Raw genomic sequence first — 14817 nt, 5'->3', positions numbered from 1 at the left:
CCCATATGTTTTTGTTGTCCTTACATTTATGATTATAACGGAATGAATGCGTTTTCTTAATAAAGAAAACCGTTCTTCTTGTTAAAAAAACAGAGATTGCTGTCGATTACAGCAATCTCTTGTATTCAGAAGGCGTATGCCCTGTATGTTTCTTGAATACTTGACTGAAATATTGAGGATTATCACCAAATCCGAATCGTTCTGCCAATTCGAACACTCTCACATCGTCTATACGTCGTATTTCCTCCACCGCTCGTTCAATTCTCATTCTCATTACATAATTTGAAAATTTCTCATTCGTCTCTTTTTTGAATAGTTTGCCTAAATAATCTGGATTCATATATAAAATTTCATTCGCTACCCAATTTAAGGATAATTCCGGATAGGCAATATTGCTCTCGATAACGGCAATCATTTTTTTAATCACGTTAGACTGCTTGGACTTCAATGAATTCAAATTGTTCTCACAGATTTCCTTAGCAACGGTAATGACAAAAGTCTCGATGGCGCGCAGGGTATTCAGATCGTCCAAGCTCGCAATCATTTTCAAATAATCATTCATACAATCTCGTGCACTCTGCCTGGCAATGGATACGAATAAAGGGATAACATAAGATTTCGTAATCACCGTGTCCATTCTCTGCTCGGAGATCGTATTGAAGAAACGCTGAAGCTCCTCATGAACCTCCGTCCAATTGCCTGCCTTGATCTCCATACACAGCTGCTCATCATCATAATAGAATGGCTGATCTTCAGTAGCAGATGTGAACACATCCTGCTTCGTAATGATCGTTCCCTCTCCGAGGTGAAATCGATGATTCAAGCATTCCAGCGTTTCCCGATACATGGTCCGGGCGTCCGTAATTTCTCCTTCTTCACTAACAGCAATCGTCGTATCCAGCTTATAGAAATTGGAGAAGGTGAGCTTAATCGCCGAGAGCTGTGTGAAGAGTACATCACGGTCTACGGTCTCTTTAATGAGCAGCAGCACATGCTTCCCAATTGTTGTGCTTAGCATGACTATACGATTGCCTAACGTATCCTCAGCAATATTCGTTAAGGCGAATAAATGCTCAAATTCATAATTGCCTTCCACTTGCAGTAAGATAAGACGCACCTGCTGGGTTTCATAGGCTAGATGGAACATTCGACGATAATCATCCCAGTCCCGCTTGCCATAGGTTTTATTCGTCACCAGCTCCTTCAGAAATTGCGCCTTCGCATGCGGGATAACCTTGGACAGCTCTTGTTGAATGTTCATCACGAACTGATGCTGACTTTGCTTAGCCTTCAGTTCCTCTACAACCTCAGATAAAGCTTCAGCGATCGTGTTCTCATTGCATGGCTTCAATAAGTAATGCTTAACGCCAAATTGCATCGCCGTGCGTGCATAATCGAATTCGCTGAAGCCGGACAGCATAATGAATTGAATATGGGGGTAATCCTCATGCACCTTCTCCACGAGCTTAAGCCCATCCATGCCCGGCATCTTAATGTCAGTAATCACAATATCTGGATGATTCTCTTCAATAAAGGCTAACGCTTCTAGACCATTGCGAGCAGTACCGATTAACTCGGATTCGTATGTTCCCCAAGGAATCATTCTAGAGATGCCCTCGAGTATAATTCTCTCATCGTCCACAAGCAGTACTTTAACCAAGTTGATCCCTCATTTCGAACGGAAGTACTAAGCTTACTTTCGTACCGGCGTGCAAAGCGCTCTGAACCTTCATTCCATAGGATTCGCCGTATAGCAGCTTAATGCGCTCCTCAATATTTTTCAGCCCCAGACCAGACCCCTTCGTCTTCATTTCCCCACTGAGAAGCTGATCTGCATATTCCTGTTTCATTCCCGGCCCATTATCTTCAACGGTGATGATGACATGATTCTCCTCGCGTACAACCCTTACTTTAATTATGCAGGTATCAATCATCTGCTCTAAACCGTAGTTGACAGCATTCTCAATAAGCGGCTGTAAGGAGAGCTTAGGAATTCCACAATATAACATATCATCCGGTACATCCAGCTGAAAATCAAGTCTTTCCTCGAATCGGAATTTCTGAATTGTAATATAATGATTCACAATTTCAAGCTCTTTGCTTAAAGGAATGATAGGCTCCTTCAGATTAATCGAGGTTCGCAGCAGTGAGCCTAGCGCTTCTACCATTTGCGAGATTTGTGTCTGATTGCTCATTTTGGCCGTCCAGTTAATAGACTCCAGTGTATTGTATAAAAAATGCGGATTGATCTGGGCTTGAAGCGCTTTGAATTGGGTATCTTTGATTGCTAGCTGCTTCACGTAGTTCTCTTTAATCAATTCATTGATGCGCTCTAGCATAACTCGAAAATTACGATGCATCTGGCCGACCTCATCCATCGTAATACTCGGCTCATCGACGATATCGAAGTTGCCTAGCTGCACTCTCTTCATCTTAGCATTAAGACGTTCAATCGGCTGAGTAATATGATCGGCGAACTTAATGACAATAACGACGGCTGCAAGCAGCAGAATACCTAGCGCGATGAAGATCGTATTCTTAACCTGCACGATACTCTGAAAAATATCATCAAAAGGTAAGACCGTATAATAGGTCCAGCTCGTATTGAAGGAGTTCACATACGTAACAAAATATCGTTTGCCTTGCTCGGTAATCATTTTGTAGCCCCGATTCCCATCCGCAAGCTCATATAAGGTGTGTGTTGGGAAATCAGGGGTTTCTGGATAAATCGCTAAGGCATCATCCATAATGAACATTTGAGTATCACTGCTGCTAATTCCTCGTGAATAGTCCGCGAACAGCTTATTCGTATCCACTCGCACAGCAATCGTACCTAGATAATCGAGATCTATATTCTGAAAGCTTCGTATTTCTCTTCCGGCGGTTAACGATGAATCGAACGAATCTGGAGAGATCCAAGTATTGCCGCCTTGATTAACCTTCGTTTCATTCTGAATTCGCTGCAATCGATCTTTGCTCAGCGTAATGGCTCTGACTCCAATCGCATATTCCTTGTTGTTCACATCATAGAGCTGAACAGACTCCACATACTTGTCCAATGCACCGAGATCAACCATTCGGTCTCTAATATTTGTAAATAACAAATAGTTATCATAGGTCGAGCCCCCCATCATGATGGAGCGCAAATATTTCTGAATGGTCGGATCTGTCGCAATGGCATAGGACAGCTTCTCTATCTTCTCGAGCTCATTCTCAATACTAATTGAAGATAAGCTTAACCCTTTGGCAGATTGCTCATATATTTTTTCATCATATATACCGAATGCATACTGCTGCATCCCTGTGCCAACCACCGTAATGACAAGCAATACGATCGATAGAAGAAGAAAAAGCTTATATTTAATCCGCATGTTCGTATAAAGCGCTTTCAATTTTGACATACGAAGGGCCTCCTTTCCATAATAAAGCCCCTTATACAGGGGCATGAACGCTATTTAAGCTTCTTATGGAGATACAACGTAATTTCTTCACGGTTATGGAACAGCTGCTTGGCTCGCTGAATAACAAAGCCTGAACCAAGACGCTCTTTAACTTCTCTTATCGTCTGAAGAGGCTTGCGGTGCATCAGCTTAACTGTAATAATCGCAGTGGCTTGCGGTGTTAATGCTGCATCCAAATCCAGAACAAGGCGGCACATCTGCATTGGACTCCAGCTCATATCACACACCAATAAATCGAACATCCCTTGCTGAAGCTTCACATCTGAAGCGTTCCGTTTCAGATAAGTTAATGAAGGATGACCCATCAAGGAAGGATGAAGCTCTCCCGGATCAATCGCAGTGACACGCAGCCCTCTCTCAAGCAGCAATGACGTCCAGCCTCCAGGGGCAGCGCCAATATCGAGTGCTTGTCGGAAAGTGGTGTAATCCAGACCGAATTCCCGTTCTGCCTCTAGCAGCTTGAACTTGGCACGCGAGATTTGACCCTCTTCCCGCTGGAACCGCACCGCTCCGCCCGGCCAATCAGACAGCATGTCCGAGGGTTTGCCGAAGCCCACATATAATTCGGATGCCGCTGCATAGATCGCAACGATTAGATCCGGCTGTTGAACGACTGGCTCTGAATCAATCTCAGCTAATACCGCATCGAGAACGGCCTTCGTATCAGCTGCTGAATAAGGATACGACGTTCGGGCTGCTTTCCTTAGATGGATAGAGACACGCTTGTCCACAAAGAGAGGAAGAGCCCGACGGAGCGTGTCCGACAGCTCTTGCAGATCGTCAGCGTTACCTTTTATTTCAATGACACGATCAACGGGCTGCAAATGACGCAGGAAAATCGGCAGCTCCTGTTGAACCGCGTGGGCCAATTCTTCCTTCGATTGCGATGCTTCGAACATAAATACTTCTCCGGCATTAAGCTGCGTGACCTTCACGCTGCCTGCCAATCGCCGGAGCTCTTCTATTGCATAGGGTGAATACCCTTGATTAGCTGTACCAATCCATTGACTCAAGCTTCGACACCTCCTGATGCTTACAGTGAAGCGATTTCCTCCAGCAGAGAAGTCGGCATTGGACCGTTCACAAGCTTAATCTCCTTAGGAGCATGAGTGGCTAACTCATGATACATCTGCATTCTTCCTGCTGCACTGGATGTATGCAAATACACTTGCTGTGGATAACGACCCGTAGCTACTATATGACGCACGACCTCATAGCCGGTAGGCTCACTCCACCCTAAATCATAATCTAATGATAATATACCGATCGTCTCCGAATCGATTAATAACTTGCATGCTTCAGCATTAAGAGCCAATACGAAGCCTTGAGGACAAGACCGATAATCATCCAAATACACATGAATCATGAATGATTCCCCCATTCACGCATTAATTTCAATTGCTGGGCGTAAGTCCCGTCCTCATCTGGAGGCGTTTCCAGAATGAATGGCACTTCGCGTAATTCAGGAAGAGACATAAGCCACTCCATTCCCGCCGTCCCGATGTAGCCTCGGCCTACACTTGCGTGCCGATCACGGCGTGCTCCCGCTTGAAACATCGAGTCATTGAAATGAACGGCAGCAACCTCTTCAAGTACACCGAGCTTGCGCGCTTTCGTTGCCCATTCGGCGTCCAGCTCTCCCGTCCATAGCCCACTGGCGAACATATGGCAGCTGTCCAGACAATAGGCAAGCTGCTGAGGGCGGGCACATAAAGAACGAATCTGTGTCAGCTCCTCGAGCGTTACACCCATCATGGTATGCTCACCTGATTGTATTTCAATAAGCAGCTTGGCCTGCCCGCTCCAGTTAGCTGTAACGTCATCCAAGGTTCGTATAATCGTCTGATATCCTTTAAGCAGCTCCGGCCCCTTATAAACACCGAAATGGACAACAACTCCAATTGAGCCGCATGCTTCAGCAATATCCAGATCATTGAGCAGAGAATCGACTGTTCGACTTCTCAGCTCTTCTTGTTCAGCTGCTAAATTGGTCGGATATGGGGTGTGAGCCACTGAAACCAGGCCATATTGCTTGCATAGTTCCGAGCATTTGGCAGCATCCGTTCGATCGAACGCTTTGAGCGTGAGGCTTCTAGGGTTTTTCGGAAAATATTGAAAAGCTTGAATGCCTTCAGAATAGGCGGCTCTAGCTGCCGCTGCATAACCACGCCTTATGCTCAAATGACGGCCTATACGCATAGGTTACTGTTCCTTCTGGCAAGTCGGACATACGAACGCTTTTCGAGACGAGACTTCGATCTGTTCAATTGTCGTGCCACAGTTCATGCAAGCCTCACCTCCACGATCATAGACCTTACAATGATCGTTGTAGCCTCCGGTCAGCAGATCGGTTGGTGTCAAAGGCTGCTCCATGTAACCGCCGCGACCGATAGCATCCCTTAGTACACTATGCATAGCGTTATAGATACGTGCCCATGTGGACTCTTCAATCAGAGGTATTCTTGCATCTGGACGTATGCCCGCAACAAAAGCAATCTCATCCGCATAACAATTGCCAATTCCAGCAATGACATGCTGATCTACGAGGGCAGATTTGATAGCACCACGTTTTTTGCTGAACCGTTCTACGAACTTCTGAACAGACAAATTTTTGTCAAAAGGATCCGGTCCAAGTCCAGCAAGCTTAGCATCCGCCTCTCTGACAGACATCAGATGCAAATAGCCTAATCTTAGGCCGATGAAATAGAGATTTCCGCCCTCAAAGCGGATCGTCACCTGCACACTACGTTCAGGACGCTCTTCGTCTGTGCCATAAAACATAGTCCCACCAAGCATCAGATGAAGCAGCAGCCGCTTCCCATTATCGAGGTGAAACAATAAATGCTTACCACGCCGCTCTACGAACCAAATCGTACGTCCGATCAATTGCTGCTCGAATTGCTCCGAGCTTATATTAATGGAGGGCTCGCGTGTAACTTCTGTTCCTGTAATTTGAGCGCCAACAATACGCTCGCTCAGCATGATTCGATAGGTTTCCATTTCCGGTAATTCCGGCATTGAAGTCGCTTCCTTCCTGTCCGTTCGCTTCCTTCTCTTATATCCCGATAGAGCTCTGAATATACGAGATCAGCTCATCTAAATTTCCGCATATGGCATCTGGCGTGCAGGCTGCCCTAGTTGCATAATCTTCATAATTATTGGTATTCGTTAATCCGGTTAGCACCAATATCGTTCCGCAGCCCGAAGCTCTTCCGGCAGCGATATCCGTAGCAAGATTATCTCCAACAACCCATGTCTCTTCTGCTGCAAGACCTATGTCCCGAAGGGAATAATCCATCAATATATGCGATGGTTTGCCTATGAGTACAGGCTCTTTACCGCCTGCTGCCTTCAGCATGGCTCCTATTGAGCCTGCTCCAGGGAATAATCCTCCCTCACCAGGAAGCAGCAGATCTGGGTTCGTAAGCACATATTCCGCTCCTTGGTGAATACTGCGAACTGCCGTCGTCAGCCGCTCATAGGATAGATTCCGATCTATGCCTTGAAGCACGAAATCCGGGTTCTCCTCTGTAATACAGAGCCCGGCCTGCTCAGCTGCTTCATATAATCCTGTTTCTCCAACAATGAAGACAGATGCGCCGGGCTTCGTCTTAGCAATATATTGCGCAGAAGCTTGTGCAGATGTACATACATCCTTGCCCTCCGCAGCAATACCCATTGTATTCAATCGTTCTGCAATCGCCTCTGGTGATACGGAAGAATTATTCGTTACGAAGCGATACGGAAGCTGACGCTCCCTTAGGAACTGCAGCAGCCTGTCCGCTCCTTCAATCCGCTTCGTCCCATGATATACAGTGCCGTCTAAGTCTAGTAATAATCCCTTCATTAACGGCAATTGCCTGTCCATTCAACCAAGCTTCCTTCCTGTTTTGCGTTCGAGACGTTCCCTCCGCTTGCGAAGATTGTCGATTTCGGTACGACGCTTCGCATCTTTCCTCTGCAGCAAAGGGTGACTTAATGCCTGCTCGAGCGCTTCTGTCGCATATAATAAAGCTGAATCAAAGTCCTTCAGCTTATGTTCGTAATACATGGCGAGCTCAATATACGCACTCATTGAGGTGACGCCATATTTTGCCGGTGACAGTACAGCCTTCTGCCACAATAACACAGCTCGCGGCCAATTTCCAGCCTTCTTGTCCCTTCCGGCAAGCATTAATAACGCGGCAATCGAAGTGTTATTCATCTCTGCCGCTATCGCGAACAATCGTTCCGCCTTGTCACAATGTCCCATTTTCTCAAGCCATAGTCCTGTACGAACCAATTCCTCCTGTTCTTCTGGAAGAGGAAGCATAGCATCACCTGCTGCACCGCTGCTCAGCAAGTGTCCGAATCGAATCGCCAAGCAAGCCAAGGACAGCATGTCGATCTCATTATGTCGAAATACGCCTGCTAATGGCTCGGGATTGCCGTCAGACAGATACTGATAATAGAGCTGCGGAGCAAGCGATCCTGGAACATCATCCACCCGTTCAATACCAAGACGTTCCTCCTCAACATGACTTAATCGACAAGACGTTAGTGTGTTGCGCCAAATGCTCCGAGAAGGATGCAAGAAGTCCAAATGGAGGGGCTGCCAGATTTCCTTCACTCGTCCGTTCATAATGAATCTGTTCTGCATAACCGGCCAATCGAATGTTCTTCCATTATAAGTGACGAGGTAGCGATAATCAGACAGCTTGCTGCTGATATAGGCCAGCATCGCTCTCTCCTCCACGGGGTGGCGAATTAACGCTTGCTCCACGATGAACTCGCGTCTTGTTGTCCAATAAGCAATACCGACCATGAACGGTACGTTGCCTGCGCCTACACCGAGGCCAGTCGTTTCCAGATCAAGGAATAGCAGCTGCTCCGCTTGCAGCGGCTGCTGATGGAAGGCAGAGAGCCCTCCTGCTGCCTTTTCCAGCTCTTGTAGGCGGTGAATGCCATGCTTGTGACCAGCCTCGTAACGGATGGTGCGAAGCAGGAAGCTTCCTGCTTCATTCTTCTGAAGCTTGACCCCTATAGCTGTCCAGCTGTCAGACAGTATCTCTTCTTCCTCATCGCCAGCTTCCGTCTTCAATAGAAGCTGATCATCCAAGACGGCTACTTGCTCTGCCTGATCCTCGACTGGGCGATAGGATTGATCACTGCTGCCGCTGCTGCCTCTCAGGCGGTTCATTTTATCCCTAAGTCCGCTCACTGTGTCCCCTCCGCTTCTATTCCGACAGGAAAACGTATCATAATACGCTAAGCAGCTCCACGCTAGTTCGTTTGGCATGAAGTCCTTCTATCTCCGTACCAATACAAGATGGACAACCATCCTCGCATGGGCATCGACGAATCAAATGGCTGGCAGCTGCTTTTATCTCATCGAACCGCTTATACACATCCTCAGCTAGTCCAATGCCGCCAGGATAATGATCATAGATGAATATGGTAGGCAGCTGCGTATGCTCTGCCCTTATTTGTGATACGACATGAATATCGCTTCGATCGCACATGACATGGATAGGCACAATATGCTTCAATACATTAGCAATACCTAGCAGCAGCTGCTCCAGCGTCTTCGTTTCTAGTGCCGGGTCGACCTCTCGCAGCTCGATCCATGTTGCGCTGGTATGCAGCTCTTCTTCTGGAAGACTGATCGGGCCATACCCGATATTTTCGAAACTCGACAACCGAATTTTTTTGAAAAGCGTTGGCATGAAGTTGACGACTACATCACCATAATGAATAGCAGCCGTTCTTCTCCTATCTGTCCGGTCTGTAGCTAATACCTTAAGCTTGACTGCAAGGTTCGCATCCGTATAATACTCCACATCAACCTTCCGAACATAAGCCTTCTTATGCTCCCAGTCCAATTTCTCCACTTGGAATTGCACACCCTCATGCAGATAGATTGCTTCATCATGCAGCAAGGTCATCGCACTGAACCGATCCATTTCGCCGATGATTCGCACATTCGCGACTTCTGACTGATCGATAATAACGACATTCTCCTGAGCAGCAGAACGCAAGCTTACTTCACTTGCCGGGAAAGACAGATTTGCCCAATAAAACGTATCGCCAGCATACGTGAGCACACGCTCCTCCACGAGATACTCCAATACATCTGTTGTCTCTAAGGCTCCGAACTCTTCCCCTTTCTTGAAGGGCAGCTCGTAAGCGGCACAGCGCATATGATCAACTAGAATAAGTAAGTTCTCCGGATTAATTCTAGCTGATTCGGGCGAACGGTCGAAGAAGTATTCAGGATTCTGGACAATATACTGATCAATTGGCGTATTGCTTGCTACCATGAGTACCAAGGCCTCACCGTGTCGTCTTCCTGCGCGGCCTGCTTGCTGCCACGTGCTTGCTACACTCCCCGGATAACCAGTCATTATGCACACTTGCAGCTGTCCAATGTCTACCCCGAGCTCTAGAGCATTCGTGCTTACTACGCCTACTATTTCTCCGTTCCTTAATCCTCTTTCAATTTCCCGGCGCTGATTAGGGAGATACCCTCCCCGATAGCCACGAATGGACTTGGCACCAAGCTCATTTTTAACCAGCTCCTGTATATGGCTAAGAATAATCTCGACTCTCACCCGGCTGCGTGCAAATATAATCGTCTGAATTTTATTCTTAAGAAACTCCTTAGCTAAGTCGTTCACCTCAACCGTAGCACTCTTCCGAATATTTAAGGGCTTATTTACGATTGGCGGGTTGTAGAAAACAAAATGCTTCCTGCCTCTTGGTGCGCCGTTATCATCTATCAGCCTCATCGGATTCCCTGTTAGCTGCTCTGCCAGCTCCTTAGGATTGGCTATTGTTGCTGATGTACATATAAATAGAGGATTGCTGCCGTAAAATTTGCAAATGCGTTTAAGCCTTCTCACCACATTCGCTACATGGCTTCCAAACACGCCTCTATAGGTATGCAGTTCATCTATTACAATATATTTAAGGTTGCTAAATAAACTGACCCATTTCGTATGATGAGGCAGAATTGCTGAATGCAGCATATCTGGATTCGTAATGACGATATGTCCTACCGTTCTTACTAGCTGCCTGATAGCTGGCGAAGTATCTCCATCGTAGGTAAAGCTCTTAATATCGATGCCCATCTCAGATATAATCTCGTTTAGCTCGGACTTTTGGTCCTGCGCAAGAGCTTTGGTCGGGAATAAATAAAGCGCTCGGCTGCCGTCATCCTCTGCTATCGACTGCAAGACAGGCAGGTTATAGCATAACGTTTTCCCTGAAGCTGTCGGGGTTACAGCAACGATATTCTCTCCTCTGCGCACAGTTTCATAGGCCGTATGTTGATGTGTATATAATTGTGCAATTCCCCGCTTGGTGAAAGCCGCTTGGATTCTCGGGTCAACACTGTCTGGCATAGGTTTGGTTCGAGCCTCTTGCGGCTCTATTTCCTGCCAATTAATGATGTTCTCATTGGCTCTTAAGCTCTCAATCATATCAGAAAGTGATTTCTTCTTAATCATTATTCGCACCTCGCTAATATGTATATCTTAGCGAATATTTGTTCCCTTTGCTAGTCTAACCTTCCCTAAGAAAAAACTAGAAACATAAACCAGCTGCTGTATATACGAATGATAAAAAGACGGAGCAGGAATAACCCCGCACCGCCTTTATTGTTATCGATCATTAGCTATGGAAGTTCATACCGTTCGTAACAGCCTCTACATAGCCTGTGCGAATAACGAAATCGCCAAAATGCTCGCCTTGGACACGCTCTGCAGCGTAACGGTTGATTATACGCTTAAGCGTATCGATGATTTCCTCTTCTCCGATGTTCTCACGGTACAGCTTGCTCAAACGGTCACCCGAGAAGCCCGCTCCCATGTACATGTTGTACTTGCCTGGCGCTTTCCCGATGAAAGCAATCTCACCCAAGGCAGGACGTGCACAGCCATTCGGGCAACCCGTCATACGGATGTTGATCTCTTCATCGCGCAGACCAGCTTGCTCCATAATCGGCTCCAGCTTATCGATCAAGCTTGGCAGGTAGCGCTCTGCCTCCGCCATAGCAAGGCCGCAAGTCGGCAAGGCCACACAGGACAAGGAGCTGCGGCGAATAGCTGAATGCTCCGAGCCTTCTGTAATGCCGTACTCCTCCAGAAGAGCTGCAATCTTGGTCTTCTTCTGGCTAGTGACGTTCGCAATGACCAAGTTCTGATTCGCTGTAAGACGGAAATCACCCGTATGAATCTTAGCGATTTCACGTAGCGCTGTTCTTAGCTTATAGTCTTCCGTATCTGCGATACGTCCGCTTTGGATGTACAGCGTCAGATTCCATTTGCCGCCCTTGCCTTTAATCCAACCATAGCGGTCTCCCGTATGATCGAATTGGAATTCACGTGCCGATTCAAGCTCCCACCCCAGACGATCCTGAAGCTCATCTACGAACCACTCTAGACCATGACGGTCAATCGTATATTTGAAGCGAGCGTTCTTACGAACGGAGCGGTTACCGTAATCACGTTGAATCGTAACGGTCTTCTCCGCCAAGTCGATAATGCGATCAGGCGTAACGAAGCCGATTACACGCGCCAGCTGCGGATAAGTCGCTGTGTCGCCATGAGTCATCCCCATACCGCCGCCTACGCTCACGTTAAAGCCGACAAGCTTGCCCTCTTCTACGATCGCAATGAATCCTAAATCCTGTGAATAGACATCCACGTCATTGGACGGTGGAACTGCAATACCGATCTTGAACTTACGCGGCAAATAGACAGGGCCGTAGATAGGCTCAACCTCGACTGCTGCTTCGTTGTTCTCCAGGCTGTCAACGACCTTCTCACCATCCAGCCAAATTTCATGGTAAGCAGGTGTTTTCGGCGCTAGATGCGAAGTAAGCTGCTGCGACCAGTAGAATACCTCGCTGTGAATGTCAGACTGATAAGGGTTCGGATTACACATCACGTTACGGCTAACATCTCCGCACGCAGCAAGAGTTGTCAGCAATGCGTCATTGATTTCCCGAATGGTGTTTTTCAAATTCCATTTGAGTACACCATGCAGCTGGAAAGCTTGTCTTGTCGTTAGACGAAGACTTCCTGTTCCATATTTATCAGCTAACTCATCCATGACGAGCCATTGAGCAGGAGTCGATACGCCTCCTGGCGTAACGACACGCAGCATGAACTGATAGTACGGCTCAAGCTTCTGCTTCTGACGTTCATTGCGGTAATCACGATCATCCTGCATGTAACTGCCGTGGAATTTGAGCAATCGGTTATCAAGCTCGGGTAATCCGCCCGTAATCCGATTATTAAGCGAATCAGTCATCGATCCGCGCAAATAGTTACTTTCTCTTTTCAGCTCTTCAACGTCGCTCGGAGGCCCGCCGATCGGCTCTACTTTATGGATTTTTGCCATTGCTGCTCGCTCCTTTAACCACTTCATATCTTCATGCTTCGTACATCTATCATTGAAACTCCTGTATGAGCTTAATAGACGTCGCGCTGATAGCGTCCTTGTTCCTGCAGCTGAGTCAGATAAGCAGATGCTTCCTCTGGACTCGTACCGCCATGCTGCTCGATAATGCTGAGCAGTGCGGATTGCACGTCATGCGCCATATGCTTCTCGTCTCCGCAGACGTACACATGAGCACCCTCTTGGAGCCACTGATACAGCTCTTTGCCACGCTCCAGCATCCGCTGCTGAACGTATACCTTCTCGTCTGTATCCCGTGAGAATGCTACGTCCAGATTCGTCAGAACACCATCCTTCAGCATGCGCTGCCAATCAGTCTGATAGAGGAAGTCCGTCACGAAATGTCTGTCACCGTAGAACAACCAGGATTGCCCTGTTGCGCCCAGTTCCTCGCGATCCTCCAAGAAAGCTCTGAATGGTGCAACGCCTGTGCCTGGCCCAACCATAATAACCGGTGTTTCTGGGTTAACTGGCAGCTTGAAGTTAGGGTTCTGCTGGATGAAGATCGGAAGCTTATCTCCTGGCTGTAGTCGTTCCGATGTATACACCGAGCAGACGCCTTTCCGCTCACGGCCATGTGCCTCATACTCTACTTTTCGAATAGTCAGATGCACTTCCTCCGGATGGGAGTTCACGCTGCTGGCAATCGAATAGAGACGTGGCGGCAATTTGCGAAGCAAAGCTGCTACATCCCCAGCAACAAGCTTCCACGGAGCGAAATCGTTCAGAAGATCAAGCAGATCACGGCCGTTCATATAGGCCTTCAGCTCTTCTTTATTCTCAGGCTTCACGAGCTCAGCCAGCTTGCTGCTGCTTGAGAAGGAAGCTGCTTTTTCCATTAACGGCTTCGTAAGCACTGTAATTTCATAATGATGAAGCAGTGCAGAACGCAGCGGTGAAGTCTCACCTGACTTGCCGGTTACAACCGATTCCTCTGGGTTCCAGTTCAGAGAAGCAATAATGCCATCTACAAGTTCTGGGTCATTCTGTGCATAGACGCCAACAGCATCGCCTGGCGCATACGTTAGGCCCGAACCTTCTAGCGACAGCTCCAGATGTCTGGTCTCACGGTCAGAGCCTCGACCGTTCAAATTCAAGTTGTCCAGCACTTCCGCCATATAAGGGTTTGAACGTGAATACTCCGACTCGCCTGCTGCATTAGCAGTAGCTGTAACTACTGCAATTGTACCTTGGGAAGCTGTTCCAGCAGCTGCAGCGCCTACTGCGCTATCAACAGCTGTAATCCAGCCTGCAGCGGATTCTTCGAAGTCAACGTCGCAATCCACTCGGTCAGCTATGCGCTCTGCTCCAAGCTCAGCGAGCCTCGTGTCGAAATCTTGGCCCGTCTTGCAGAAAAATTCATATGAGGTATCGCCCAGCGCAAGCACGGAGAACTTCGTACCGTCCAGCTTAGGCGCCCTTTTGCTATGCAAAAATTCGTAGAACGTCAAAGCATTATCCGGCGGATCGCCTTCGCCATGCGTACTGACGAGTACAAATAGATAACCTACTTTTTTAAGATTATTCGTTTTGAATTGATTCATCGCCGACAGGGTAACCTCGAAGCCTTGCGCCTTCAGCTTGTCAGACAAGCGATTCGCCAGCCTCTGTGAGTTGCCCGTCTGAGAGCCGAACAATATCGTTGCTTCTCGCGGTCCTTGCGGCTCTACTACAGCGGCAGGGACTGGCGCGTCAAGAATGATGCTGCTTGCCAATTCTGTTATAGCTGCACTTGCATTCCCTGCTCGATAAAAGGTTAAATATCCGCCTAGCCATTGAATTTGGGCTTCCGTTAACGTTGGCAGCAGCTTATTAATAAGCTCCGCTTGTTCACCTGTGAACGGACTATTCGTTACTTGAAGTTGCAACAACATCCACCTCGCATCAAAATTCCGAGTACGTTACTCTGCTTTTA

At 47.5% G+C, this 14817-nt stretch carries 11 protein-coding genes; all 11 read right to left on the bottom strand.

Features of this window, described 5'->3' with window-relative positions; genetic code table 11:
- Nucleotides 1–106 precede the first annotated feature (106 nt).
- Nucleotides 107–1660, bottom strand: coding sequence for a response regulator (locus AC6ESP_RS13860; protein WP_497097327.1), 1554 nt, complete (start codon nucleotides 1658–1660; stop codon nucleotides 107–109).
- A complete protein-coding gene (locus AC6ESP_RS13855; protein WP_497097326.1) occupies nucleotides 1653–3401 on the bottom strand; it encodes a cache domain-containing sensor histidine kinase in 1749 nt (582 codons plus the stop codon). The genes AC6ESP_RS13860 and AC6ESP_RS13855 overlap by 8 nt, the downstream gene beginning before the upstream one ends.
- A gap of 50 nt (nucleotides 3402–3451) precedes the next feature.
- Entirely contained in the window at nucleotides 3452–4474 is a 1023-nt protein-coding gene (locus AC6ESP_RS13850) for a 23S rRNA (cytidine(2498)-2'-O)-methyltransferase RlmM (RefSeq protein ID WP_497097325.1), read from the bottom strand.
- Nucleotides 4475–4494: 20 nt separating this feature from the next.
- Complete coding sequence (locus tag AC6ESP_RS13845; RefSeq protein WP_497097324.1) at nucleotides 4495–4827, bottom strand: cyclic-phosphate processing receiver domain-containing protein; 333 nt, start codon at nucleotides 4825–4827, stop codon at nucleotides 4495–4497.
- The gene (locus AC6ESP_RS13840; protein WP_497097323.1) at nucleotides 4824–5660 is read right to left on the bottom strand and encodes a deoxyribonuclease IV; all 837 of its coding nucleotides are present in this window, start codon (nucleotides 5658–5660) and stop codon (nucleotides 4824–4826) included. The genes AC6ESP_RS13845 and AC6ESP_RS13840 overlap by 4 nt, the downstream gene beginning before the upstream one ends.
- Nucleotides 5661–5663: 3 nt before the next feature.
- On the bottom strand, nucleotides 5664–6479 hold the full coding sequence (gene mutM, locus AC6ESP_RS13835) for a DNA-formamidopyrimidine glycosylase (RefSeq protein ID WP_497097322.1): 816 nt from the start codon (nucleotides 6477–6479) through the stop codon (nucleotides 5664–5666).
- Between the two features lie 37 nt (nucleotides 6480–6516).
- On the bottom strand, nucleotides 6517–7329 hold the full coding sequence (locus AC6ESP_RS13830) for a TIGR01457 family HAD-type hydrolase (protein WP_497097321.1): 813 nt from the start codon (nucleotides 7327–7329) through the stop codon (nucleotides 6517–6519).
- The gene (locus tag AC6ESP_RS13825) at nucleotides 7330–8661 is read right to left on the bottom strand and encodes a ribonuclease H-like domain-containing protein (RefSeq protein WP_497097320.1); all 1332 of its coding nucleotides are present in this window, start codon (nucleotides 8659–8661) and stop codon (nucleotides 7330–7332) included.
- 37 nt (nucleotides 8662–8698) lie between these two features.
- Complete coding sequence (locus tag AC6ESP_RS13820) at nucleotides 8699–10945, bottom strand: DEAD/DEAH box helicase (protein WP_497097416.1); 2247 nt, start codon at nucleotides 10943–10945, stop codon at nucleotides 8699–8701.
- Nucleotides 10946–11111: 166 nt separating this feature from the next.
- Nucleotides 11112–12845 (bottom strand): assimilatory sulfite reductase (NADPH) hemoprotein subunit, encoded by a 1734-nt coding sequence (cysI, locus tag AC6ESP_RS13815; protein WP_497097319.1) that lies wholly within the window; start codon nucleotides 12843–12845, stop codon nucleotides 11112–11114.
- Between the two features lie 71 nt (nucleotides 12846–12916).
- Entirely contained in the window at nucleotides 12917–14770 is a 1854-nt protein-coding gene (locus AC6ESP_RS13810; RefSeq protein WP_497097318.1) for an assimilatory sulfite reductase (NADPH) flavoprotein subunit, read from the bottom strand.
- Nucleotides 14771–14817: the final 47 nt, after the last annotated feature.

The organism is Paenibacillus xinjiangensis (assembly GCF_059686975.1).
Note: the sequence above shows the minus strand (reverse complement) of the source record. Positions and strands in the feature narration are given on the sequence as shown.